Raw genomic sequence first — 22,549 nt, 5'->3', positions numbered from 1 at the left:
AAGATATTTGAACTTGTAAGGAATAGACCCATGAACATGCGTTCTGCACAGGCAGGCGGTTATCGCATCGGATCGCTGCTAGCCGATTTCCAGCCGGATTTCGACTTCTCCGCCCCTTTGCCGCTTCCCGTTGAGGAGTTCGAGGATCGCCTTCGCCGGATTCGCCGTCAGGCTGTCGAAGCCGGCCATGACGCGATCATCGTCCACGCCGGCAGCGTTGGCTGGTTCCACGCCTCGAGCGCCTATCTCCGCTATATCTGCGACTGGATGCGCGAGGGCGTGCTGATCATTCCGACCGACGCCGACAAGGCGCTGGTTCTGCTATCCTTCTTCACCCAGTCCGTTCTTTTGCCGCCCGGAGGCGAACCTGTTCTCGTCGACGAGATCTGGCAGATCGGCCCGATCGGCAGGGAATATGCGGATCGTCCTGGTGATTCCGTCATCAAGACGGCCGAGAAATGCGCCGAGGTTCTGGGCAATCTCGGTCTTGCCAAGGCCCAGATCGGTAGGATCGGCGACCGGACGTCGCTGACTTTCTGGGCAGCGCTCGAAGAATTGCTCCCGAAGACCAAGTTCGTCGCCGACAATGCCATTCTGGATCGCATGCAGAAGGTGAGGTCGCCGCGCGAGATCGAAATCTTCCGTGCTGCCGCCCAGTTGATCAGCATCGGCACGCAGGCCGCCTATCATGTGACAAAGCCTGGTGTGACCGACCACGAAATCTACGCGGCTTTCACCCTTGCTCAGCTCGCGCTCGGTGGCGAGACGGGCGACGGCTACCAGATCGGCATCAACGAGTTCGGCACCCATTGCGGCAAGCCCTACGGCCACATCGTTCGGCCGGGAGACCTCATCAACCTCTACATCTCCAATGTTACCTATCGCGGTTACACGGCGCAGACGGCACGGATGATCGCTGTCGGCGATATCACCAAGCGGCAAGAAGAGGTGCTTGCCGCCTGCACCGAGGGAGTGAAGCGGGCGGAAAAGCTGATCAGGCCCGGCGCATTGATGCGCGATGTCAACAACGCCGCCTTCGGGCCGATGATCGAGCGGGGGATGCTGACATCGCCGGAAGCCCGAACCATGCCCTATAACTGGGCTCCGATGGAGGACGGCGGCGCCCGCCTTATCCCGCAACAATATGTCAAGGACATCGACTGGGAAGCGCAGGGCCGCAAGCTCATGCATGTCTACCCAGCCACTCACGGACCGCATAATCCCAACCTCGGCCATTCGGTCGGCATGGCCGGTGGCCAGAACAGTTTCAACATCTCTTCCCACAACTACGACGAGATGGAGGAGGGTATGGTCTTCGTGCTGCACGCGCAGTGGCTGGAACCACTGTCCGCCGGCTGCAATATCGGCGACATGTACGTCGTCACCAAGGATGGCTTCGAGAACCTCAGCCGTCACACCCCGCTTGAAACTCACCGCATCGCTGTCGAGGCCTGACATGACCGACAACAAATCTCACACGCACTTCGATTTCGCCCAGCTGACCGAGCGCGAGCGTTACAAGATTCTGATCGGCACGGTCATTCCCCGGCCGATCGCGCTGGTGACGACGGTGAGCAGGGACGGCAGGCCGAACGCAGGGCCGTTCAGCTTTTTCAACGTGCTGACCCATGATCCGGCGATCGTTGCCATCGGCGTCGAAAATTACTCGGACATGCGCTTCAAGGATACCGCCCGCAACATCCGCGAGACTGGGGAATTTACGGTGCATATCTGCGACGACGCGCTCGTCGACCAGATGGAGGTCTGCGCCATCAAGTTCGGGCCCGAGGTGGACGAACTCGAGGAGGCCGGCCTGGCAACCGCGCCCGGCCAGATGGTCAAGAGCCCACGTATCCTCGCAGCCCCGGCAGCACTCGAATGCCGCCGCCACACGAGCCTGCAGGTCGGCCCGGCCCGTGAAATCATCCTGGGCGAAGTTCTTGGTGTTTATGTTCGCAGCGATGCTATTGACCCGTCGAATCTGCATATCGATCAGCAGTTGATGGATGCGGTAGGGAGGATGGGTGGTCACACCTACGCCAGGACGCGTGACCAGTTCGATATCAAGACTCAGACGAAGGAGGAGTGGGTTTTGCGCTAGCCCAATTCCACGTCTGCTGTGGGATGAAGATTCCAGTCGCTTTCTTGGTGACGCTCGTGACAGACACTTGGTCGGGCGCGAAGCCTAATCTGCATCTGAAAAATTGGATCCTCTGTTAACTCGTAGCATAGGGACGCTTGCTTGCCATTCGAGTAACCAAAGCGCACTGTAAAGCTGAGAGATATCCGCGTCCCATTGTCTCGAACCCGCTACTCTGCCGGACCCGTTCCCGAAAGCCCGAGATTTCCGATAGTTCTGGATCGAAAGCTCGACATCATTGCTGATGCCTAAGCGCCGCAGCACGGGTTTTGCTGGGACGCCGGAGCACAGCAGACCGAAATTTTCCGGGTTTCCTCGGCAAGCCACCTATCACGGGGCTGGGAGCTCGCTGCCCTGATATTCAGATCGGCAGTGTACACCCCATGGCCCCTTGATTTTTAACTCGGGATCACCGAAATTCCGCGTAGAAAGAACTCTTGAACTGTGAGTGTTGTTATCTCAGTCGTTCCGTGGGGATACGGACGGCAGCTAGCGATTGAGCGACTGACGCAGTTGACTGCGGATAGCGCTAGCCCGCTGGAGGAAACTCCAGTCACACGGTTACGCCGGTGTGCCGAAAGGCTTGGTAGGTCGAGATGGATTGCTACTAAGGGCGGCACGGCCGCTCTTAGTGTGTCCACCTCCTGAAACGAGTTCATCAGGCATAACGCCGAATGCGCATTGCGTTCGACGCCGGCTCTCATGCCGCTGTATAAGTCGTCCACGGATGGAATGGGAGACCCCAATGCGGCAGGCACCGGATGCCCAACTTGCCGCCGCAATCGCATCAAAGGCCATAGGTTGCGCCCCGGCCGCCGTTCGACGATTCACGACGGGCGCAAGGCACTACGTTTTCGATCTTCAGTTTGCTGAACGATCTCCCGCTGTTGTGCGCATCGGCGATCCGTCGGCCCGGGTGGAGATGGCTGGGGCGGTCTATCTTTCGCACCTGCTACGTCCCGGAGGTGTGCCGCTTCCAGCAATTCTAGCCCAAGATCTCGACGCGGAATTTCCTTGGCTTCTGCTTGAGCGTTTTCCTGGTTCGGATCTGGGTTCGGTCATCTCAGATCTCACGGAAGAGAAGCTGGATAAAATTGCTTCAAGCGTGGCACATGCTCAGGCCATAGCAGGAAGGACCGCCTCGGCAGGACGATATGGCTATGCCGCACGACCAGAGCATGCGCCAAATGATGCATGGTCGCAGGTGTTGCTTGCCAATCTTGCGCGTTCGCGAGAGCGGATCGGATCTGCTGGACTGTTTGACGTCGGGTTGGTTGATGCCGTGCGACACGAGGTCACTGCCAGACGCGGCGAAATTGACCGGATTGAAGCCACACCCTTCCTGCACGATACGACGACAAAGAACGTGATTGTGACGCGAGAGGGCGCGTTCAGCGGTATTGTAGATGTGGATGACCTTGGCTTTGGCGATCCACGTTATCCAGCGGCTTTAACCTTGGCCGCCTTGATGGCGTATGGTGGCCCCGTGAGCTACGTGTCTGCATGGCTTCGACATGCCGGACAGGCCGACGACTGGCTTTTTCGGCTTTACACAACTGTCCTCCTGTTGGACCTCATGGGAGAGCACGGCAACGTTTTCAACGGCAACGAGACGCGATCGGCCCCAGCAGTTCGGGCAACCATGCTGCTCGCACTCGAATACAATCTCGATTTGGCTTGCAGAGTTCAGCCGTGATGACGTCAACTTGCAGTACACGAGGCCTCTCGCGGTGCATCAAACGGTATCTTCACATCACCTGAGCGAGATTTATACAATTTTGACGAATGCGGAAGCAGCCATGAGCGATACCCTGGATTACACCGACCTCGGGTTACTCCTCCACGTATTTACGGATGGCTCGTTCGATCCCGTGTCCAAAACTGGCGGCTGGGCATTTGCGGTTTTTCGCGGATCCGCTCAGGTCTTTGCGGCGTTTGGAAGCGAGGCGCGAACGGCAAACAATGCAATGGAGCTTCTGGCGATCTTGCAGGCGTGTGAATGGCTCGCCGATAATGCGGCCGGGGAGGAGGCAGTCATCCACACCGACTCCGCATATGCCGTGAACGGCTGCATTCGATGGCGGCACATCTGGCGTTCAAACAAATGGCGAAAGCGGACGCCGAACGGGCAGGGTCGCAGTCGATCTGTCGCAGATGCTGCATACTGGCGAGCGATTGACGTGCTGCTCAATCAGAACCCGACTATCAAAGTTAAGTGGTGCAAGGGTCACGTCGGTGTTGAGGGCAACGAAGTAGCGGATGCATTGGCTCAGCGTGGGCGGTTGATCGGCGAATGAAGAGCGCCATCTGGGTACGGCACAAGATGCAATCACAACGCTCCTGATTTTGCGTCGATGCTTTGATCAAGTGCAAAAGTCTGACAAAATTCGAGATAACCGCCCAAAGGAGAGCTTATGACAACACTGGATGCAATTCTCCGATCCGGCAGGGTCGAATCTTTCGGGAAAGCAACCTCAGCAGCTCTGGAACGCTTGGTGAATGAACACGGCGTATATCTTTCACAGGACTACATACACTTTCTGACCCGCTGCAACGGTTTGCGCACGACGTTCGACTTCGATGGGGTAAAGCAGCTTGGCCTGAGTATGGCTTTGGCGGACATCAATACCTTCTATGGCGTCGAAAATGGGCGCGACTACGCTGATCTTCTGACCATTATTCCGAAGATGGACGCATCTGGAAGAGAATTGCTCGACTTCGCGCCGCCCATCGCCGTCGGAGGCGACTTTTGTACCTTTGTAGAAATCACGGAGGGTTCACGGGTTGGCGAGATCATGTACACGGACGGCGAGATGTATTGGGGCTATTTCGAAGAGGCCGATACCGATTGGACCAATACGCCCGATGCGCTGATTAGCACGTTCATCGAGCATGGCTTCTTCATGCCGATTGCTCCCTCGTTCAACGCTTTGCTGGAGATGTATGGCAAACTGGTCTGATGGCAGTTGCCGTCCGCAGCCGTCGAGACGTTCGTCCGCCCTTGGCCCTAAGCGGACTAAATGGGCGGCGCTTCTCTAATCGGCGCGCGCTTACGGTCCGCTGGTTTCGTTATTTCTTCTTCTCTTGATCGCGATGCCACTTGATGGCGAAGAACATCCCCGTGCCTAACACGAGAAGCTTGAGCGGAAAGAAGACTATAGGGAACCAATCCCACATTTCGGATATTTCCAGGCTATTAATTGACACTATCTATCGTGAGGGAGCACTACCTCAAAACTGCTGCATACAACATCAGCCATGTTGACGCAGATGAGATCATAACATTCCCATCGCACGGCATGAGTGGGCTTGCCCCATGTTTCCGGACAGGTTGTTTAACCTAGCAAGCTGGTGACCGCTTCTGGCGCGAAGCAGTCGTGACGTGTGAAACGCGGGGCCAGGCCAGGCCGCTCGTCGACTTGTGGTGCCCCACCTCCTACAGCGAATGCGGCGTTTCACGCCATCGTCACTCATTGACGTGGACATGCTTAACCACAATAAGGTCAAGCCGAAAAATGTGGTAAGCGCCACCGAAACAACAACAGGAGTGTAATAGTGAGCGAGCCGACCGTAGCAGATGCAATCAACCGCATTTATGAATCGCTCCAGGCGGACAATGCCGACATCGACTTATATATCGCGAATCTCAAGGCAGCCTTGACGCGGGCAGGTTTGAAGGAAGCCGTATTCGACCCGGCTAGGCTCGCGCATAACAATCGTTCTGGCAGGAAGCTACTGCAGGCTTACTTTCGGCAGCGTGGCGTGACGGTGAAATTCAACGCCTCGTGACGCCTCCCATTACGGTTCTTCGCCCGTGCTGCGCGAAGTCTATCCACCACGGCACGAGTATCCACTCATTGTTGAACGAAATCCGTTCAATCGGGTTTGGACATCAACAGAGCAGTTTGAAAAACCTATCGCTCACCAAGTGAAACGAGGACCGAAAGAGCCATAGGAGCCCGGTGCCGACCCGCTAGGATCTAGCTGATTATCGCGTTCGACTCTCTCAGACCATCGCCGACGCTCGGCTGCTTTGTCTTTGGCGTTGGTGGAATCTGCCGATTTGCTCGCGGTTGCGGGACCAGATTGACCGCGAGTTCCGCCGACCGTCGAGCAGGAAACAAAGAAAACAGCGGGAAAAATAATCAGAATGCCCAAGGCAACCGCCCTCGTGAGCCCGTAGTAGATCGGTTGCATAGACATCTCTAATGCTCTCTTTGACCATCTGTAATAGAGAGAGAGGTTATTCGATTTCTCATCGAGTGGAAACTAGAGGGTATTCGGATTTTCGAGTGATGGACAGTAACCGGTGCTCTGGTCCCACGTTGTCCTCGCCGCCCTAATCTATGGTCGCCTTTCCATGACAGGCCAGTTACTTGTAGATCATCGCCATGTTTTCCACGCCCTCGTTCAATACGGACGCTGGTCGGAATCCCCAGGGAGTTTGAGGGCGCTGGATCGCCGGACGTGAGGAGGCTTCTATATCGGCTTCTCGAAGCCCAGCGCTGACCTGAGAAAAATCTTTGGAATCGAAACTAACAGCGGATGCAACGCATTCACGCTTACGTGAGTTCCCCTTAAAGTTGAAGTTTTCATTTGAAAATAAATTTCGGCTCAGAGTCTTTGATTTCGCCTTATTATAAGACGATAACTATCTATTATTGTAAATTATTTTCGAAAATTTCTACAGGTCAACGGCAGCAAAAAGCATTCTAATATATCCGTATAATAAACAGCTTAAAATTGTACGAAGGTAAGCGCGCTGATCGGTTCCTTTCCATGCCGACGAACCGACAAGATGCAGCATAGAACATGGTGCGTCGCTCAAGCGTAGCGCGTCCTGGTCGAAATACAGTGGAATTTGACCGGGCTGCTTTGGTGGCTGCTTGCTGTATGAGGGTAACCGCCGATGCCCGACGCCAGGGGACCGCATCATTGTGCAAGTCGAGGCGATCATTGACCGCTCGGAGTTTAATGAGGTCCAGGCCTGCTGAAATCTCGAGCGCCAGCAAACACGCCGCCGCGCGTCGTCAACGGGCCTATACTTCTAACCGGACTGACGCGACGCAACAGATGCGGCGGCACTATGACTATTGGCACAGGTACTTCGCACACCGGTAAAGTGCATCGCTACTACTGTTGCGTCTCGTTTATGAAAAAAGGACCTGTTGCTTGTGAGGGTCAAAAAATACCGATGGACAGCCTTGATGAATTGGTGACCGACTACTTGACCCAGCGCCTGTTTACCGGCGAGCGTTTGCAGCAAATTATTGCTGAGGTGTCGAGTAAGAGGGCAATCAAAGCGAAGGAGGTTGACGTTAGAGCGAGCGGATTACTCAAACAGGTAACCGAATACGAGGCGCGTCTTAAACGATTGTACGACTCGATCGAGCAGGGGTGGCGCAGCTATTAGGATAGTTGGAAAAAAGCACAATCGAGAGGGTCATAAGCAGCCCAAAAAGACCAGCCTCTCCGGTTCATAGTTTTGAACCTAAGTGGTACGCCCTAGGGGAGTCGAACCCCTCTTTACAGAATGAGAATCTGTTGTCCTAACCGATAGACGAAGGGCGCATGATGCGCTCGCTCGCATATAGGAATAGCGCAAAGCCGCCGCAAGCGGAACAAGCATTCTTGTGAGGAGGGGAGAACAACAGTGGCACGCCCTAGGGGAGTCGAACCCCTCTTTACAGAATGAAAATCTGTCGTCCTAACCGATAGACGAAGGGCGCGTGCTGTTGTGTGGCGCGCTTATAGCGGGGTGATTTCATTCCCGCAAGCGCCTATTTCGCTTTTTCTTCGAAAAAATGACAGGTGCATGAAGCGACAGCGAAATTTGAATAAGCCTGCCTTAACAGGACGTTGTGGAGATCTGCGGAGGGGCGGCTCAAAGCCCCGATGCGCCTTGCGTTGGCGTGATCAGCGACTTGGCGCCCGGGCCTTGGCCCTTCGACGCGGCGATATGCGCGAGCATCAGCGCTTCCTTGCTGTCGATCGTGTGGGCCGAAGAGCCGGGGGCGGGCATGATTTTCGAGGGGGTGGCGTCCGCTGTCGGCTTCATCGGGCTTGTCGATGGGGGGGCGGCATTGCGGATAACGGGTGGGGGAAGCACGGATTCGGAGGTCCGGCCTACCGGCATGCCACCATCATTCTGCGGCGGTGCGACGTTCTGTGCGGCACCCGGCGGCAAGGTATAGACGCTGCGCATGAATGGTGTGATTCCCTGCTGCCCGGCGTCCGGCTGCGTCTTGGCGAGTGTTCCGTCCGGATTGACGGCGATGGGGGCGGGGGCTGCATAGATGCTGCTCCTGCTGGCGTTTACCGCCGTCGGTTGCGTCACCAGCCCGGCAATGCCGGCTGGCGCGTCGGTGGCGGGAGCCGGCGGGTAGCCGGATTGATTGTTTGCCTGTTCGGTGACGATCTGCCGGCGCACATCATGCACGCTGCGAACCAGCGGATCACGATAGGCGGCGTCGCCTTTCAGCCGCTTGGCCTCGGCGCTGCTGTTGAGAGAATCGGCAAGCTGCTCGGCGGCGCTTGGTGGTGGTGCGGTCTCCGCCGCCAGCTTTGGCTTGTCGGCTGTCGTCGCGCAGCCGGAGAGCATCAGAAACGATAGGGCGATTGCAATAGCGCTTGCGCGCGTCTCATTGCCGGATAGAATCTGCCGATCGCACAAAGGACGTTCCCCGCTTTAAAGAGTGTGCACCGGAACGGCCTCTTGCGAGGGACGATGATGTCGCGCGACGCTGACTGGGAACGATGGGACCCCGCGAAATCCGATGCATGATGCTTCGAGTCGTCCAAGCATGCAGGAGAGCGGGTATGGCTGGCAAGCGCGAAACCGATGGTTCCGCGCGTGCCGTAAGCCTCGCGAAAGCTTGCTTTTACCAGGCGCCGGTATTTTGCATCGAAGCCCAGGGCTCGGCAGGCGCAAGGTTGGCGCCTTTCTGGAGAATCTCGATGGAAATGCCGTCCGGCGAGCGCACGAAGGCCATGTGACCGTCGCGCGGCGGCCGGTTGATCGTGATGCCGTTGTCCTGGAGCTTCTGACAGGTCGCGTAGATGTCGTCGACCTCATAGGCGAGGTGACCGAAGTTGCGTCCTCCGGTATACTCCTCCGGATCCCAGTTGTAAGTCAGCTCGAGACTGGGCGCGCCGCTGTTGCGTGATGATTCGACATCGTCGCTGGCGGCGAGGAAAACGAGCGTGAATCGGCCTTTCTCGTTTTCATAGCGGCGGGTTTCTGTGAGGCCGAATAGAGTGCTATAAAAATGCAGTGACGCCTCGAGATCCGTCACGCGGACCATGGTGTGGAGATAACGCATTCTATTTCCTCTCTAATGTTGTGCTGGACCGATCATGAAACGGGACACCAGCTTCAGGCAAGACTTTGGCTTGATAATCAAGAGTGGGAATAAACAAAACTAGGACTTGCGCATTTCCGTTACCAAGATGTTAAACTTGATTTCAAGGAATCAGTTAACCGTAACAGTGTGACGCGTAATCGAGGGCTGGCCAGGATGAGTGACAGAATTTCATCGAAGGGAATAGCCGACTTCGGAGAGTTATCGGGCGAAGCCGTCGATCTCATTGAGATCTCGGGCGTCGTAAAATGGTTCGACGTTGCCAAGGGTTTTGGCTTCATCGTACCGGATAACGGCATGCAGGACGTTTTGTTGCATGTGACTTGCCTGCGTCGCGACGGTTATCAGACCATTCTCGAGGGAACGCGCATCGTCGCGCTGATCCAGCGCCGCGAGCGTGGCTATCAGGCTTTCAAGATCCTCTCCATGGATCAGTCGACCGCCGTGCACCCGTCGCAGATGCCGCCGGTACGCACGCATGTCCAGGTGACCGCGACGAGCGGCCTTGAGCGCGCCTTGGTCAAGTGGTTCAACCGCACCAAGGGTTTCGGCTTCCTGACGCGCGGCGAGGGCACCGAGGATATCTTCGTGCATATGGAAACGCTGCGTCGTTTCGGCCTGGCAGAACTGCGGCCGGGGCAGGTGGTTCTCGTTCGCTTCGGACCGGGCGAAAAGGGCTTGATGGCGGCGGAAATCCATCCGGATGCGCCGAGCCCGGCAACGCGGCCGCATTGAGATGACCGGAAGACTGTCTTTTACCGTTTTGAAAAGCGCCGCTTTGGCGCTTTTTCTTGTTTGCGGCGCCGTCCCGACCACCTTTGCCGCGCAGACTGCGAGCGAGCAAACGGTCAAGTTTGAATCCGAACCTTTGTCGATCAAGACCGCGAAGGGTGAGACGCTCAAGTTCACGGTGGAATTGGCGCTGACCGAACCGCAGCTGGAATATGGCCTGATGTATCGCGACACGATGCCGGCCGATCACGGCATGCTGTTCGATTTCGGCACAACGCGCCCTGTGATGATGTGGATGAAAAACACCAAACTGGCGCTGGACATGCTCTTCCTGGACAGGAACGGCGTCATCACCCATATCCAGGAAAATGCCGTACCCTATTCGGAAGCGATCATCAGTTCCGGCGGTCCGGTGGATTACGTCATCGAATTGAATGGCGGCGTCGTGAAGAAACTTGGCCTTGCCGTCGGCGATAAAGCAACGAGCGCCGCCCTTTCCGCCAAGCACGGCAAATAGCTTTATCCCCGGCGATCGTTGCTTCAACGCCATTTTAGCTGTTGCAGCATCGGGGCGAACCGTGTATCTCCCCACTCGTTCTGCCAAGCAGAGCGACGCGATCTTCTCAAGATTGCGGAAGGGTACGGAGTGTAGCGCAGTCTGGTAGCGCATCTGGTTTGGGACCAGAGGGTCGGGAGTTCGAATCTCTCCACTCCGACCATTTTAAATCCCCTAGAACTATCGATGGATTGAGATGAGGCTGAACCGCCTTTTCGCTTGATAACAAAGGGATTCGCGGCTAAGCAGAATCCCATATGCGCTCTGTCCGAAAGGGCTGGGCGAAGACAAGAGAAGCAAGGAAGCGGGCTGTCCCGCTTATTCGGAGGCGCTGCAGCAATGCCTGCCAAGATTTACCGTCCCGCAAAGACCGCCATGCAGTCCGGCAAGGCCAAGACCCACCTCTGGGTTCTGGAATTCGACCAGGAAATCCCGCGTAAGATCGATCCGATCATGGGCTACACCTCCTCGGCCGATACGCGCCAGCAGCTCAAGCTGACCTTCGACACGCAGGAACAGGCCGAAGCCTATGCTCAGCGCGAGGGCATCGAATACCGCGTCATCGCTCCGAAGGACGCCAACCGTCAGGTGGTCTCCTACACCGATAATTTCCGCTTCAGCCGCATCCAGCCCTGGACTCACTGAGGCCGGCGCTGATTAAATTCGCCGCCCATTGAGTTTGGTGGCAGTTTCAGGCATGTAATGCCCGCCGCGACCAGCTCGCGGCGATTTGGCTTCAAGGCCCCTTAGCTCAGCTGGATAGAGCACCTGCCTTCTAAGCAGGTGGTCGCAGGTTCGAATCCTGCAGGGGTCGCCATTTCTAGCTGGGTCCATACCGGAGACATAGGTGACACGCGTCAGCGTGTCGCCGCGAGCCAGCCGCGGCTATCCGCTGGCCTGGTCGCATTGACAGCCATCTCGATCAGATCGTATCCGGACATCGCCCCGATCATTTTTATGACGATGATCGCCGCGCCCAGAAGCGCAAGTGTCATGATTATCCTGTCGCTCTTCTTCACGCCCCGTTCCCCAACGCCTCGTGAAAACTGCGTCCTGCGCAGCCGTCGACAGTATATCGCGTTCGTGGCGGTGCGCTATATGCCTTTTCAGGCGGCCAGCCTGCCGGCTGCGACAAGTAAAAGACCGCCAGCTATTCCATCGATCCATCGCCGGCGGCGATCATTGAAGCGGGCGCGTGCGCCGACTGTGGCGATCGTAAAACTGAGGATCGTGTAGACGGCGGCGCATAGTCCGATGAAGATCGCAGAGAGGATGGATGCCTGCAGCGCGACGTTGCCCTGGTGCTGCATGAATTGCGGCAGGATGGCGAAGTAGATCATCATGCCTTTGGGGTTGAGGACGGCCGTTATGAAACCTCGTTGAAGCTGGTTTGCGCTTGCCACTGCCGATAGCGTGATTTTGCCGGATGTCATCGATGAGCCGATCAGCCGGGCTGCAAGATAAACCAAATAGATGATGCCCATCCAGCGAAGAGCGGTAAAGAGCGCCGGCGAGGCGGCGATGATGGCGGCCACGCCGAGTGCCACGAGAGCAGAGTGCACCACATAGCCGATGCAGACGCCGGCCGTTGCCCGCAACCCGGCCACGGCACCGCCCGACAAGGTTTGCGATGCCACGAACAGCATATCCGGCCCGGGAGTGCAGATGAGCGGCAGCACGGTGGCTGCGAAGAAAAGCAGATTTGTGTTCTCCATGATTGGCATCGTAGGAGTAAAGGCGCGCAACCGGGTTGCGAAGACGCCAATTTTTGCTGATTAATTGGCATCAGAATTCCGATTGGTCAGATTATTGGTAGGGAATGCCAATGCGGTTGGATGATATCGACAAGCGTATCTTGCGTGCCCTGCAGCGCGATGGGCGTCTCCAGAATATCGAACTGGCAAAGGAAGTGGGCTTGTCACCTTCACCCTGTCTGCGACGGGTCAAGCTGCTTGAGGAGGCCGGCATCATCGACCGCTACGTGGCGGTGGTCGATCCAGTCAAGGCGGGCCTGCCCCTCTCGATGTTTGCCCGCGTCTGGCTCACAGCCCAGGATGCTGAGACCATCGGTCACTTCATGGCAGCGATGAAGAGGCTGCCGCAGGTGATGGAGTGCTACATCATGCTGGGCGAAAGCGATGCGCTGCTGCGCGTCGTCGTCTCCGACCTCGATGACTATCGGCAATTCCAGTCAATCCATCTAACGAAGGTCAACGGCATCCAGAACGTCAAGACGGATGTGCCGAGCCAGATCGTCAAGCAGACCTATGCATTGCCTTTGCGCTAAAGGCTATATCCGTCTTGGCTGGTGAGCAATATCAAGCAGCATTCAGATCCGCGATCTCGCCGTGCCGGGCCAGCAGGCGAGGGGCGGTCATGTCGCCGGTCTCTTCGTCGACCATGACTGCATAAGCTGCGACGCCAATGAAGCGGGCGGACATGGAGGAGGCGATCTTCTCGGCGCCGGCGGCGCTGGAGGCTTGGCGCATTTCGCCTGGAACCAGGTTTCCACGGTTCTTCTTGTAGGGAAGGATGATGAATTTTTCGCCGGATGCCATCGTGCTTGTCCTCATTTGTTCGCACAATGTTCCGGTTCGTTCCGGGTGTCAAGATGGTTAATGGCGACGATGGCCGGATAAGCCGCATCAAATAGAAAACCCACCGGCTGCGTCACAGTCGGTGGGTTCTGTTTGCCCGATAATTGCTTGATCAGTGCAGGATCTGGCTGAGGAACAGCTTGGTGCGTTCATGCTGCGGATTGTCGAAGAACTCCTTCGGGGAGTTCTGCTCAACGATCTGGCCCTGGTCCATGAAGATTACGCGGTTGGCGACCTGGCGGGCAAAGCCCATTTCGTGGGTGACGCAGAGCATGGTCATGCCTTCTTCGGCGAGGCCCACCATGGTGTCGAGCACTTCCTTGATCATTTCCGGGTCGAGCGCCGAGGTCGGCTCATCGAACAGCATGATCTTCGGGTTCATGCACAGCGAGCGGGCGATCGCCACGCGCTGCTGCTGACCGCCGGAAAGCTGGCCCGGATATTTCTTCGCCTGTTCCGGGATCTTGACGCGGGTGAGGAAGTGCATGGCGATTTCTTCCGCCTGCTTCTTCGGCATCTTGCGCACCCAGATCGGTGCCAGCGTGCAATTTTCCAGGATCGTCAGATGCGGGAAGAGGTTGAAGTGCTGGAACACCATGCCGACTTCGCGGCGCACTTCGTCGATCTTCTTCAGATCGTTGGTGAGCTCGGTGCCGTCGACGAAGATGTTGCCCTTCTGGTGCTCTTCCAGCCGGTTGATGCAGCGGATCATCGTCGATTTGCCCGAGCCCGACGGGCCGGCTATGACGATGCGCTCGCCGCGCATGACCTTGAGGTTGATGTCGCGCAGTACGTGAAAATCGCCGTACCACTTGTTCATGTTGATCATTTCAACCGCGACTTCCGTATCGGAAATGGTCAGTTTTTTCGGTTGGGCATCAGCCATATTATTTTCCCTCAGTTTTTATCGTTTGTGGCCAGTGTCGAGATGGCGTTCCATGAAACCTGAATAACGCGACATAGCGAAGCAGAAAAGCCAGAATACGAAGCCGGCAAAAATGAGACCGGTGACCGGTGTCACCGGACTTGCCCAATTCGGATCGGAGAAATTCTGGCGGACGATGCCGAGCAGATCGAACATGTTGATGATCGAGATCAGCGACGTGTCCTTGAACATGCCTATGAAGGTGTTGACGATGCCGGGGATGACCAGCTTGATCGCCTGCGGCAGAACGATCAGCCGCATTTTCTGCCAATAGCCGAGGCCGAGCGAATCGGCTCCTTCAAACTGGCCCTTCGGAACCGCCTGCAAGCCGCCGCGGATGACTTCAGCCATATAGGCCGAGGTGAAGATCGAGACACCGATCACGGCGCGCAGCAGCTTGTCGATCGTCCAGCCCTGCGGCAGGAAAAGCGGCAGCATGACGCTGGCCATGAACAGCACTGTGATCAGTGGAATGCCACGAATGACCTCGATGAAGAGCACGCACAACATGCGGATGACCGGCATTTGGGAGCGGCGTCCGAGCGCAAGTACGATGCCGAACGGAACTGACACTGCGATCGCGACGAAGGAGACTATCAGCGTCACCATCAGGCCGCCCCATCTCTGGGTTTCCACGACATCGAGGCCGAACCCGCCGTAAAGCAGGAAGAACGACATGATCGGGAGCACGATGAACGCCAAGAGGACATTCAGCCCTTTTCTCGGAACCGACGGTATCAGCAATGGCGCGATAGTAAGAACGGCAAGAATGATGACGAGTATTGGCCGCCAGCGTTCCTCGGGCGGATAAAGACCGAACAGGAAGACGTTGATTTTCGCACTAACGAAAGCCCAGCATGCGCCGCTCCAGCCGTCTGGCTGGGTGCCGCCCTGTATCGTCGTTGCGCAGAAAGTGCGATCGGCACCGGTCCAGGCCGCCTGGATGAATAGCCAGTTGACGATATGCGGAATGGCCCATGCGAGGAAGGCGATGGCGAGGACGGTCAACACCATGTCCTTCGGCGTCGCCAGCAGGTTCTTTTTGATCCAGTGCCCAACACCCTTCTCGTTGGCCGGAGCCTGCTGCGGCGGAAGAAGGGTTTTGCTTACAAAACTATGGTTCGTATTGGACATATTATCTCTCCACCAGAGCCATCTTGGCGTTGAACCAGTTCATGAACAGCGAGGTGACGATGCTCAATGTGAGGTAGACGATCATCCAGATGATGACGACCTCGATGGCGCGGCCGGACTGATTGAGAATGACGCCGCCGACGGCAACGAGATCAGCATAGCCGATGGCGATCGCGAGCGACGAGTTCTTCGTCAGGTTCAGATATTGGCTGGTCAACGGCGGAATGATGATGCGAAGCGCCTGCGGAATGACGATAAGCCGGGTGATGGCGGAAGAACGCAAACCGAGTGCGCTGGCTGCTTCCGATTGTCCCTTTGCTACGCCGCGAATGCCGCCGCGCACGATTTCGGCGATGAAGGAGGCGGTATAGAAGGAAAGCGCAAGGAACAGGGAAATGAATTCCGGGCCGACGACGAAGCCACCCGTCAGATTGAACTTTCCGGCAACGGGGTAATCGAAGGAGAGCGGTCTGCCGGAGACGAGGAAAGTCAGAAGTGGCAAGCCGACGATGAGGGCGATCGACACCCAGATGGTGTGGAACTGCTGGCCGGTGGCTGCCTGGCGTCTGTGTGCCCAGCGTGCCAGGAAGAAGACGGCGACGATGGCGATGACGATGGCCGCGCCGACAGCCCACATCCCAGCGCCGAAGATCGGGCTCGGAAAGGCGAGGCCGCGATTGCTGAGGTAGCTGGAAAACGGCAGGTGCAGGGCGTCGCGTGCCTGAGGCAACAATACCAGAACGCCACTGTACCAGAAGAAGATGACCAGCAGCGGTGGGATGTTGCGGAAAAGCTCGACATAGGCCTGGCAAAGCTTGGCAATCAACCAGTTTTTCGAAAGCCGCCCGATGCCGATGAGGAAACCGATGATTGTCGCAGCGATGATGCCGCATATCGAAATGACGATCGTATTGAGCAGGCCGACAATCAGCGCTTGGGTATTGGTAGAATCACTCGAAAAAGGAAGCAGCGCTTGCCCGAGATTGAAGCCGGCGCGCCCCGTGAGGAAGCTGAAGCCGAAAGACTGGTTCGATGCACGCAGATTGTCGATGATGTTTTGGACGATGAACCAAGCCGCCGCCACCAGAATGATAACAGTAAGGACCTGATAGAACAGGCCGCGGACTTTGGGATTATATATCGCCGATGCGAAAGAGCGTTCGCCCTCGGGCGAATTCGTGGTTATTGCCATGCAGAGCTTTTCCCCGGTGTGCCCGTTCGGGCTTGTTATATTAGATGAGGAAGGCGGCTCCCGCCTTCCTCGAATAATCAGGTCGCTGGCTTAGCGGACCGGCGGTGCGTACTGGATGCCACCCTTGTTCCAGAGCGCGTTCAGGCCGCGAGCGATCTTCAGTGGGCTGCCTGCGCCGATGTTGCGGTCGAAGACTTCACCGTAGTTGCCGACGCCCTTGATGACGTTGTAGGCCCAGTCGTTGGTCAGGCCCATATCCGTGCCGAGGGTCGAGCCCTGTTCTGCACCGAGGAAGCGCTTGATGTCCGGGTTCGCCGAGCTCTTCATCTCATCGACGTTCTTCTGCGTGATGCCGAATTCTTCGGCGTTGATCAGAGCATAGGCGGTCCAGGTGACGATATCGAACCACTGGTCGTCACCCTGGCGTACGGCCGGGCCGAGCGGCTCCTTGGAGATGATCTCCGGCAGAACGACGTTGTCGTCGGGGTTCTTCAACGTCAGGCGCAACGAATAGAGGCCGGACTGGTCGGTGGTGTAGACGTCGCAACGACCGGAGTCGTAGGCCGCATTGACTTCTTCAAGCTTGTCGAAGACCACCGGATTGTACTGAAGGTTATTGGACTTGAAGTAGTCGGCGAGGTTGAGCTCCGTCGTGGTTCCCGACTGCACGCAGACGGCGGCACCGGAGAGTTCCAGAGCCGACTTCACGTTCAGTTCCTTGCGGACCATGAAGCCCTGACCGTCATAATAGGTGACCGGGCGGAAGTTGAGACCGAGCGCCGTATCGCGGTTGAGGGTCCAGGTCGTGTTACGCGACAAGAGGTCGATTTCGCCGGACTGCAAGGCGGTGAAGCGATCCTTTGAGCTGAGGGCAGTGTACTTGACCTTGGTCACGTCTCCGAAGACAGCCGCAGCGACAGCCTTGCACATGTCGACGTCAAAACCGGAATAGTTGCCAGAGGCATCGGGCTGTGAGAACCCAAGAAGGGCGGTATTCACGCCGCATTGGACGAAGCCCTTGGCCTTCACATCGCTCAGCGTCGATGCCGACGCGCCAGAAACGCTGTATGCCAATGCTGCCGCTCCGAGGAATGCGGACAGAGCAATCTTTTTCATCTTTCCCAACCTTTGTCTCTTGTTTTATATTTAAAATGTATCGCTCCCGAAGCAGGTTCTCGGAGAACCGTGTTCCTCACCCTCCCGGTGCGAGTGGTCCTATCTCATTCGTAAATGCATTTCGGGTCAAGACATTGCCCGAATTATTGAGGAATATTCCGGCATTTTTGCTCGGTACGGCTTTAAAATGGGCAATTGGCTTCAGTTTAGGCAGCGTTTTGTCAAAAAATGCGCGAAAACGGCGTAAAATTCTGTCGTTTTGGTATTTCTGCAGGTGGTAATAGTAGGGACTGCTGAACCATTCGGGGTTGACCCCGCCAGACTTGGTCGCCACAAATCGAAATCCCACAGCGCCAAAGGCATATCCAAGCATGAAAGACAAAGACACACCGCTGCAAAACGCCGGCATCAATACCCGTTTGGCCCACATCGGTTATTCGCCCTCCGACTATCACGGCTTCGTCAATCCACCGGTCGTTCATGCGTCCACGGTGCTCTTCCGCGATGCGCGGACGATGGAGGCGCACGACCAGAAATATACCTACGGCACGCGCGGCACGCCGACGACGGATGCGCTTTGCGAAGCGATCGATGCGCTGGAGGGATCGGCAGGCACGGTCCTCGTGCCGTCGGGGCTTGCGGCGGTCACCGTGCCGTTCCTGGCCTTTTCGTCCGCCGGCGATCATGCATTGGTCGTTGATTCGGTCTACGGGCCGACGCGCTTCTTCTGCGACACCATGCTGAAGCGTCTCGGCGTCGAGGTCGAGTATTATGATCCGCAGATCGGCGTCGGCATCGAGCAGATGATCAGGCCGAATACCAAATTGGTGCATACTGAAGCGCCGGGCTCCAACACCTTTGAAATGCAGGATATTTCCGCGATTTCGACTGCCGCTCACAGGCACGGCTGCGTTGTCACCATGGACAATACCTGGGCGACGCCACTCTATTTCAAGCCGCTCGATCATGGCGTCGACATCTCGATCCACGCCGCAACGAAATATCCGGCCGGCCACTCCGATATTCTGATGGGAACAGTCTCCGCCAACGCCACACATTGGAAGCAACTGCTGGACGCCCACGGTCAGCTCGGCATCTGCGGCGCGCCGGATGACGCCTATCAGGTGCTGCGCGGTTTGCGCACCATGGGTGTGCGGCTGGAGCGGCATCAGGAAAGTGCGCTTGCGATCGCGCAATGGCTCGAGGGCCGGGAGGAGGTTGCGCGCGTCCTGCATCCGGCCCTGCCGAGCTTCCCCAGCCACGCGCTTTGGAAACGGGATTTCAAGGGGTCGAGCGGCATCTTCTCCTTTGTGCTGGCGGTCGACAGTCCGGAGAAATTCAAGGCCAAGGCGCATGCCTTCCTCGATGCGCTCAGGATTTTCGGTCTCGGCTATTCCTGGGGCGGCTTCGAAAGCCTCGCGTTGCACGTCAAGCTCAATGACCGGCGCGTCGCCAAGGCGCCGACGGAAGGCCCGGTATTACGCCTGCAGATTGGGCTCGAAGACGTCGCCGATATCAAGGCCGATATTGAAAAGGGCTTTGCTGCCGCGAAAGAGGTTTGATCAGCCGATGGCGCGATAGCCATAGATCCAGTCCATGTCCGCCGCGAGACTTTGCGGCGGACGCATGGATAGAACCAGATCCCGTGCCAGCCGCACGGGGCCGCGGGCGTGATAGGCAAATTGATTGAAGGTGGCGCGCTGGCGCAGGCGTGCGATTCGTGGCGCGCGATGCCTTTCAAAAAGATCGAGCGCTTCGCCAATGGGGCGTGAAGCCACCATACCGGCAAGCTCGAAGGCATCCTCTATCGCCATCGCAGCACCCTGGGCCGCAAACGGCATCATCGCATGCGCGGCATCGCCGATCAGGACGACATCCTTGCCATTGTGCCAGCGCCCGACGCTCGCTTCGTAGAGCGGCCAGAAGCTTGTTTGCTCCTGCTGTTCCAACATCCGTGTAATCGCGCCGTTCCAGCCAGAGAAGCGCTGCAGTAAATGGTCGCGCTGCGCTTTGGTGCCGGTGGCGTCCCAGCCGTGGCTGGCGCTGCTTCCAGGCGTGTTTGCGACGATATTGAAGGAGGATTTTTCACGGATCGGATAGCAGACCAGATGCGCCGAAGCGCCTAGAAATGCGGTAACGCTTGCTCTGTCGAGGATGGACGGAGCCAGGGCCTCGGGGATGGTGAAGCGCCAGGCGATGTTGCCGGAGAAAAGCGGCGAGGGGCCGCCGGGTACCAGCGCCCGCACCTTCGACCAGACGCCATCGGCGCCGATGATCAGATCCACCTTATCGCCGATGGCCGCATCAAGCGCCTGCCGGTTCGTTGCGTCGACTTGCCGACCGAGATGCAGCGTGCAGAGCGGATTGGCGGTCACGGCATCGAGCAGCGCCTTTTGCAATGTGGCGCGATGCACCGCTCCATAGGGCGAGCCCCAACGTTCCCTGGCAAAGTTGCCGCAGGGAACGGATGCGATCAGCCGGAGAGACGAGCCGGAGACCAGCCGCACTTCCTTCGGCTCCAACCAGACAGGCAGGAGCGCATCGAGTATGCCGAGGGTGTCGAGAATGCGGGAGGCATTGGGAGAGATTTGCAGGCCGGCGCCGACCTCGGTCAGCGCTTCGGCCTGTTCGAAAATCTCAGAGCGAATGCCGTGCCTTGCCAGCGCCAGCGCCGCCGTGAGGCCGGCTATCCCGGCACCGATGATCGCGGCGCTCTTGATCGGCATTCAGCTATGTCCGATCCGGTCTCGTAGAATCAGGCGGCCTTGAACTGGAAAACGCAGCCGGCCGGATTGGTCTGATCCGCCTTCAGCGACGGATTGTAGCGATAGAGTGTCGAGCAATAGGAACAGACCTTCTCGCTCTCGTCACCCAGATCGATGAAGATGTGTGGATGGTCGTAGGGGACCGAGGCGCCGGTGCACATGAATTCCTTCACGCCGATCTCGATAACGCGGTGACCGCCGTCGTTCTGGAAATGGGGAATATTGTGGCCGGCCATGATGATCTCCGAATACGTCTTGCCCTGGATGGCATGAATGTTGCGCCAGACTTGGTAGCCCTTCTTTATAATCCTTCTTGGCGATTGTGTAGTGCGAAAGTCCGGCTCGGCGCACAGATTTTCGTGGGGCCGGGGTTCACCTGATATCGCCGATAAAATAAGGTCTGGCGCTAAAGAGACGATGTTTGCAAAGACCTTGCCATGAATCTGAATGTCCCCGCCTTTTCTCACTTCACCCATGATGGCCTGAAGCTCGCCTATTTCGACGAGGGCGATCCGAACGGCCCGCCGGTGCTGCTGATTCACGGATTTGCCTCGACCGCGATTGCCAACTGGGTCAATCCGGGTTGGCTGAAGACGCTGGGCGATGCGGGCTATCGTGTCATCGCCATCGACAATCGCGGTCATGGAGCAAGCGACAAATCCTACGATGCCGATGCCTACCATCCCTGGATCATGGCCGAGGATGCCGTCGCTCTGCTCGACCATCTCGGCATTCCCGAAGCCCATGTCATGGGCTATTCGATGGGCGCGCGTGTCTCGACATTCCTGGCGATGGCGCATCCAGACCGCGTCCGCTCGCTGGTCCTCGGCGGTCTCGGCATCGGCATGGTCGATGGTGTCGGCGATTGGGATCCGATCGCCGATGCGCTGCTGGCGCCGTCGCTGGACGATGTCACGCACGAGCGCGGCCGCATGTTCCGCGCCTTTGCCGACCAGACCAAGAGCGACCGCCAGGCGCTGGCTGCCTGCATCAAGGGCTCGCGCGATCTCGCTGCCAGGGAAGATGTCGCGAAGGTGGAACAGCCGACCCTGATCGCCGTCGGCACCAAGGACGACATTGCCGGCTCGGCGCAGGAACTTGCCGCGCTGATGCCGCATGCCGAAGTCCTGGATATCCCGAACCGCGACCACATGCTCGCCGTCGGCGACAAGCTGTTCAAGAAGGCCGTCCTGGAGTTCTACGAGCGGCTGGCCGATTGATAGGTCAAGTCACTTGCCGGTGAAATGCGGTTTGCGCCTTGCGGCGAAGGCGGCGCGGCCTTCGGCATAGTCGGCGCTATCGAAAGTCTCGGCGCCGATAACCTCCGCTTCCCGCAGAAGGTCGCTATCCTGTTCGACGACGGCCCGCACCGCCAGCTTCGAGGCATGCAGTGCGATCGGCGCATTGGCGGCGATCGCATGGGCAAGCGCCGCGACCTCGCTGTCGAAGGCATCGGCTGCGACCTCTTCCAGCAGGAAACCGGCCGTAACCATCTTGCCGGCCGGCATCGGTGCGCCGGTGAACAGGGCGACCTTGGCCATCTGCGGTCCGAGCGCATTGACGATATCCTGCACCGCATCGGCGGGGTAGGCGATGCCGAGACGGACGGCGGGCACAGAGAAGCGCGCGCCTTCCTCGGCGACGCGCAGGTCGCAGGCGGCCGCGATGCCGAAGCCGCCGCCGTAGCAGATGCCGCGGATCGCTGCGATCGTCGGCACCCTGCAATGGCGGATGGCGGTGAAGGCGTCGCTGTTTAGCGCCTCATAGGCGATGGCAGTTTCCGCATTCTTGCGCAGACTATCGAATTCGCTGATGTCGGCGCCGGCGGAAAAATCCTGGCCCCCACCGCGAATGACGATCACATGTGCATGGGCTTCATCGCTCAAGGCGCGGATGGCCTGGGGAATGGCACGCCACATCGCCGCGGTGACGGCATTCTTGCGGCCGGGATTGTCGAGGGTAAGCGTTCCGATCGCATCGCTGCAGCTTATGCGCAGGAGACCGCCGGCAAAATCACGCTCGAAACTCATA

At 57.8% G+C, this 22,549-nt stretch carries 26 protein-coding genes and 4 tRNA genes; 15 read left to right on the top strand and 15 right to left on the bottom strand.

The window, feature by feature from the left end; genetic code table 11:
• The first annotated feature begins 30 nt into the window (after window positions 1-30).
• From RRH01S_RS27385 to RRH01S_RS27355, 7 genes are all read left to right on the top strand, one after another.
• Window positions 31-1,455: a M24 family metallopeptidase gene (locus tag RRH01S_RS27385; protein WP_042475589.1), complete on the top strand. Its 1,425-nt coding sequence runs from the start codon at window positions 31-33 to the stop codon at window positions 1,453-1,455.
• 1 nt (window position 1,456) lies between these two features.
• Window positions 1,457-2,101 carry a flavin reductase family protein gene (locus RRH01S_RS27380; RefSeq protein ID WP_012651336.1) on the top strand — a complete coding sequence of 215 codons (645 nt, stop codon included), beginning with the start codon at window positions 1,457-1,459 and terminating at the stop codon, window positions 2,099-2,101.
• 784 nt (window positions 2,102-2,885) lie between these two features.
• Window positions 2,886-3,836 (top strand): phosphotransferase family protein, encoded by a 951-nt coding sequence (locus tag RRH01S_RS27375; protein ID WP_041722496.1) that lies wholly within the window; start codon window positions 2,886-2,888, stop codon window positions 3,834-3,836.
• A gap of 103 nt (window positions 3,837-3,939) precedes the next feature.
• Window positions 3,940-4,437: a ribonuclease H family protein gene (locus RRH01S_RS27370; protein WP_012651338.1), complete on the top strand. Its 498-nt coding sequence runs from the start codon at window positions 3,940-3,942 to the stop codon at window positions 4,435-4,437.
• 117 nt (window positions 4,438-4,554) lie between these two features.
• A complete protein-coding gene (locus tag RRH01S_RS27365; protein ID WP_012651339.1) occupies window positions 4,555-5,100 on the top strand; it encodes an SMI1/KNR4 family protein in 546 nt (181 codons plus the stop codon).
• Window positions 5,101-5,692: 592 nt separating this feature from the next.
• Complete coding sequence (locus RRH01S_RS27360) at window positions 5,693-5,929, top strand: hypothetical protein (RefSeq protein ID WP_085946425.1); 237 nt, start codon at window positions 5,693-5,695, stop codon at window positions 5,927-5,929.
• A 1,198-nt stretch (window positions 5,930-7,127) separates the two neighbouring features.
• Window positions 7,128-7,553 carry a recombinase zinc beta ribbon domain-containing protein gene (locus RRH01S_RS27355; RefSeq protein ID WP_174018439.1) on the top strand — a complete coding sequence of 142 codons (426 nt, stop codon included), beginning with the start codon at window positions 7,128-7,130 and terminating at the stop codon, window positions 7,551-7,553.
• A gap of 83 nt (window positions 7,554-7,636) precedes the next feature.
• On the opposite strand, the gene RRH01S_RS27350 is transcribed toward RRH01S_RS27355, so the two are convergent.
• The 4 genes from RRH01S_RS27350 to RRH01S_RS27335 all read right to left on the bottom strand — a co-directional run bounded on the left by RRH01S_RS27350 (window position 7,637) and on the right by RRH01S_RS27335 (window position 9,462).
• Window positions 7,637-7,711, bottom strand: a tRNA-Glu gene (locus RRH01S_RS27350).
• Window positions 7,712-7,794: 83 nt separating this feature from the next.
• Window positions 7,795-7,869, bottom strand: a tRNA-Glu gene (locus tag RRH01S_RS27345).
• A gap of 155 nt (window positions 7,870-8,024) precedes the next feature.
• Window positions 8,025-8,813 carry a hypothetical protein gene (locus RRH01S_RS27340; RefSeq protein WP_042475582.1) on the bottom strand — a complete coding sequence of 263 codons (789 nt, stop codon included), beginning with the start codon at window positions 8,811-8,813 and terminating at the stop codon, window positions 8,025-8,027.
• A 208-nt stretch (window positions 8,814-9,021) separates the two neighbouring features.
• Window positions 9,022-9,462, bottom strand: a complete 441-nt coding sequence (locus RRH01S_RS27335) for a VOC family protein (RefSeq protein WP_007691012.1) — start codon at window positions 9,460-9,462, stop codon at window positions 9,022-9,024.
• 195 nt (window positions 9,463-9,657) lie between these two features.
• On the opposite strand from RRH01S_RS27335, the gene RRH01S_RS27330 reads away from it, so the two are divergent.
• From RRH01S_RS27330 to RRH01S_RS27310, 5 genes are all read left to right on the top strand, one after another.
• Window positions 9,658-10,236, top strand: a complete 579-nt coding sequence (locus RRH01S_RS27330) for a cold-shock protein (RefSeq protein WP_007691013.1) — start codon at window positions 9,658-9,660, stop codon at window positions 10,234-10,236.
• Window position 10,237: 1 nt separating this feature from the next.
• Window positions 10,238-10,750 carry a DUF192 domain-containing protein gene (locus RRH01S_RS27325; RefSeq protein ID WP_012651341.1) on the top strand — a complete coding sequence of 171 codons (513 nt, stop codon included), beginning with the start codon at window positions 10,238-10,240 and terminating at the stop codon, window positions 10,748-10,750.
• 125 nt (window positions 10,751-10,875) lie between these two features.
• Window positions 10,876-10,952 (top strand) — tRNA-Pro (locus RRH01S_RS27320).
• A gap of 176 nt (window positions 10,953-11,128) precedes the next feature.
• The gene (locus tag RRH01S_RS27315; RefSeq protein WP_007691017.1) at window positions 11,129-11,434 is read left to right on the top strand and encodes an ETC complex I subunit; all 306 of its coding nucleotides are present in this window, start codon (window positions 11,129-11,131) and stop codon (window positions 11,432-11,434) included.
• Between the two features lie 95 nt (window positions 11,435-11,529).
• Window positions 11,530-11,606, top strand: a tRNA-Arg gene (locus tag RRH01S_RS27310).
• 40 nt (window positions 11,607-11,646) lie between these two features.
• Here the strand turns inward: RRH01S_RS27310 and RRH01S_RS34540 are convergent.
• Window positions 11,647-11,808: a hypothetical protein gene (locus tag RRH01S_RS34540; protein WP_155293906.1), complete on the bottom strand. Its 162-nt coding sequence runs from the start codon at window positions 11,806-11,808 to the stop codon at window positions 11,647-11,649.
• 87 nt (window positions 11,809-11,895) lie between these two features.
• Window positions 11,896-12,504 (bottom strand): LysE family translocator, encoded by a 609-nt coding sequence (locus tag RRH01S_RS27305; RefSeq protein WP_042475580.1) that lies wholly within the window; start codon window positions 12,502-12,504, stop codon window positions 11,896-11,898.
• A gap of 104 nt (window positions 12,505-12,608) precedes the next feature.
• Between RRH01S_RS27305 and RRH01S_RS27300 the strand changes: the two genes are divergently transcribed.
• Window positions 12,609-13,076, top strand: a complete 468-nt coding sequence (locus RRH01S_RS27300) for an Lrp/AsnC family transcriptional regulator (RefSeq protein WP_202033042.1) — start codon at window positions 12,609-12,611, stop codon at window positions 13,074-13,076.
• Window positions 13,077-13,107: 31 nt separating this feature from the next.
• Here RRH01S_RS27300 and RRH01S_RS27295 read toward each other — a convergent pair whose 3' ends face one another.
• The 6 genes from RRH01S_RS27295 to RRH01S_RS34225 form a co-directional block, all read right to left on the bottom strand.
• Window positions 13,108-13,347: a hypothetical protein gene (locus RRH01S_RS27295; RefSeq protein ID WP_012651345.1), complete on the bottom strand. Its 240-nt coding sequence runs from the start codon at window positions 13,345-13,347 to the stop codon at window positions 13,108-13,110.
• 151 nt (window positions 13,348-13,498) lie between these two features.
• Window positions 13,499-14,272 carry an amino acid ABC transporter ATP-binding protein gene (locus tag RRH01S_RS27290; RefSeq protein ID WP_007693375.1) on the bottom strand — a complete coding sequence of 258 codons (774 nt, stop codon included), beginning with the start codon at window positions 14,270-14,272 and terminating at the stop codon, window positions 13,499-13,501.
• A gap of 18 nt (window positions 14,273-14,290) precedes the next feature.
• Window positions 14,291-15,445 carry an amino acid ABC transporter permease gene (locus tag RRH01S_RS27285; RefSeq protein WP_012651347.1) on the bottom strand — a complete coding sequence of 385 codons (1,155 nt, stop codon included), beginning with the start codon at window positions 15,443-15,445 and terminating at the stop codon, window positions 14,291-14,293.
• A gap of 1 nt (window position 15,446) precedes the next feature.
• A complete protein-coding gene (locus RRH01S_RS27280) occupies window positions 15,447-16,637 on the bottom strand; it encodes an amino acid ABC transporter permease (RefSeq protein WP_007693379.1) in 1,191 nt (396 codons plus the stop codon).
• A 90-nt stretch (window positions 16,638-16,727) separates the two neighbouring features.
• Window positions 16,728-17,753 (bottom strand): amino acid ABC transporter substrate-binding protein, encoded by a 1,026-nt coding sequence (locus RRH01S_RS27275; RefSeq protein WP_007693382.1) that lies wholly within the window; start codon window positions 17,751-17,753, stop codon window positions 16,728-16,730.
• Between the two features lie 76 nt (window positions 17,754-17,829).
• A complete protein-coding gene (locus RRH01S_RS34225) occupies window positions 17,830-18,087 on the bottom strand; it encodes a hypothetical protein (RefSeq protein WP_131597870.1) in 258 nt (85 codons plus the stop codon).
• Between the two features lie 37 nt (window positions 18,088-18,124).
• On the opposite strand from RRH01S_RS34225, the gene RRH01S_RS27270 reads away from it, so the two are divergent.
• Window positions 18,125-19,315: a cystathionine beta-lyase gene (locus RRH01S_RS27270; RefSeq protein ID WP_012651349.1), complete on the top strand. Its 1,191-nt coding sequence runs from the start codon at window positions 18,125-18,127 to the stop codon at window positions 19,313-19,315.
• Here the strand turns inward: RRH01S_RS27270 and RRH01S_RS27265 are convergent, their stop codons facing one another.
• Together RRH01S_RS27265 and RRH01S_RS27260 are read right to left on the bottom strand one after the other, a co-directional pair.
• Entirely contained in the window at window positions 19,316-20,479 is a 1,164-nt protein-coding gene (locus tag RRH01S_RS27265) for an FAD-dependent monooxygenase (protein ID WP_042475571.1), read from the bottom strand.
• 29 nt (window positions 20,480-20,508) lie between these two features.
• Window positions 20,509-20,754, bottom strand: coding sequence for a zinc-finger domain-containing protein (locus RRH01S_RS27260; RefSeq protein WP_007693387.1), 246 nt, complete (start codon window positions 20,752-20,754; stop codon window positions 20,509-20,511).
• 201 nt (window positions 20,755-20,955) lie between these two features.
• Between RRH01S_RS27260 and RRH01S_RS27255 the strand changes: the two genes are divergently transcribed.
• Entirely contained in the window at window positions 20,956-21,738 is a 783-nt protein-coding gene (locus RRH01S_RS27255; RefSeq protein ID WP_012651351.1) for an alpha/beta fold hydrolase, read from the top strand.
• A 9-nt stretch (window positions 21,739-21,747) separates the two neighbouring features.
• On the opposite strand, the gene RRH01S_RS27250 is transcribed toward RRH01S_RS27255, so the two are convergent.
• The gene (locus tag RRH01S_RS27250) at window positions 21,748-22,548 is read right to left on the bottom strand and encodes an enoyl-CoA hydratase-related protein (protein ID WP_012651352.1); all 801 of its coding nucleotides are present in this window, start codon (window positions 22,546-22,548) and stop codon (window positions 21,748-21,750) included.
• Window position 22,549 lies beyond the last annotated feature (1 nt).

This window comes from Rhizobium rhizogenes NBRC 13257 (genome assembly GCF_000696095.1).
Classification (GTDB): domain Bacteria; phylum Pseudomonadota; class Alphaproteobacteria; order Rhizobiales; family Rhizobiaceae; genus Rhizobium; species Rhizobium rhizogenes.
The sequence above is the reverse complement of the archived record's forward strand: the minus strand, read 5'-3'. Positions and strand labels throughout refer to the sequence as shown.

Excerpts from the sequence above, each read along its gene's own strand:
- RRH01S_RS27290 (WP_007693375.1), bottom strand. The coding sequence starts at position 14,272 with ATGGCTGATGCCCAACCGAAAAAACTGACCATTTCCGATACGGAAGTC.
- RRH01S_RS27315 (WP_007691017.1), top strand. The coding sequence starts at position 11,129 with ATGCCTGCCAAGATTTACCGTCCCGCAAAGACCGCCATGCAGTCCGGC.
- RRH01S_RS27260 (WP_007693387.1), bottom strand. The coding sequence starts at position 20,754 with ATGGCCGGCCACAATATTCCCCATTTCCAGAACGACGGCGGTCACCGC.
- RRH01S_RS27295 (WP_012651345.1), bottom strand. The coding sequence starts at position 13,347 with ATGGCATCCGGCGAAAAATTCATCATCCTTCCCTACAAGAAGAACCGT.
- RRH01S_RS27365 (WP_012651339.1), top strand. The coding sequence starts at position 4,555 with ATGACAACACTGGATGCAATTCTCCGATCCGGCAGGGTCGAATCTTTC.
- RRH01S_RS27285 (WP_012651347.1), bottom strand. The coding sequence starts at position 15,445 with ATGTCCAATACGAACCATAGTTTTGTAAGCAAAACCCTTCTTCCGCCG.
- RRH01S_RS27335 (WP_007691012.1), bottom strand. The coding sequence starts at position 9,462 with ATGCGTTATCTCCACACCATGGTCCGCGTGACGGATCTCGAGGCGTCA.
- RRH01S_RS27250 (WP_012651352.1), bottom strand. The coding sequence starts at position 22,548 with ATGAGTTTCGAGCGTGATTTTGCCGGCGGTCTCCTGCGCATAAGCTGC.
- RRH01S_RS27280 (WP_007693379.1), bottom strand. The coding sequence starts at position 16,637 with ATGGCAATAACCACGAATTCGCCCGAGGGCGAACGCTCTTTCGCATCG.
- RRH01S_RS27305 (WP_042475580.1), bottom strand. The coding sequence starts at position 12,504 with ATGGAGAACACAAATCTGCTTTTCTTCGCAGCCACCGTGCTGCCGCTC.
- RRH01S_RS27380 (WP_012651336.1), top strand. The coding sequence starts at position 1,457 with ATGACCGACAACAAATCTCACACGCACTTCGATTTCGCCCAGCTGACC.
- RRH01S_RS27370 (WP_012651338.1), top strand. The coding sequence starts at position 3,940 with ATGAGCGATACCCTGGATTACACCGACCTCGGGTTACTCCTCCACGTA.
- RRH01S_RS27330 (WP_007691013.1), top strand. The coding sequence starts at position 9,658 with ATGAGTGACAGAATTTCATCGAAGGGAATAGCCGACTTCGGAGAGTTA.
- RRH01S_RS27325 (WP_012651341.1), top strand. The coding sequence starts at position 10,238 with ATGACCGGAAGACTGTCTTTTACCGTTTTGAAAAGCGCCGCTTTGGCG.
- RRH01S_RS27265 (WP_042475571.1), bottom strand. The coding sequence starts at position 20,479 with ATGCCGATCAAGAGCGCCGCGATCATCGGTGCCGGGATAGCCGGCCTC.
- RRH01S_RS27385 (WP_042475589.1), top strand. The coding sequence starts at position 31 with ATGAACATGCGTTCTGCACAGGCAGGCGGTTATCGCATCGGATCGCTG.
- RRH01S_RS27375 (WP_041722496.1), top strand. The coding sequence starts at position 2,886 with ATGCGGCAGGCACCGGATGCCCAACTTGCCGCCGCAATCGCATCAAAG.
- RRH01S_RS27275 (WP_007693382.1), bottom strand. The coding sequence starts at position 17,753 with ATGAAAAAGATTGCTCTGTCCGCATTCCTCGGAGCGGCAGCATTGGCA.
- RRH01S_RS27270 (WP_012651349.1), top strand. The coding sequence starts at position 18,125 with ATGAAAGACAAAGACACACCGCTGCAAAACGCCGGCATCAATACCCGT.
- RRH01S_RS27255 (WP_012651351.1), top strand. The coding sequence starts at position 20,956 with ATGAATCTGAATGTCCCCGCCTTTTCTCACTTCACCCATGATGGCCTG.
- RRH01S_RS27300 (WP_202033042.1), top strand. The coding sequence starts at position 12,609 with ATGCCAATGCGGTTGGATGATATCGACAAGCGTATCTTGCGTGCCCTG.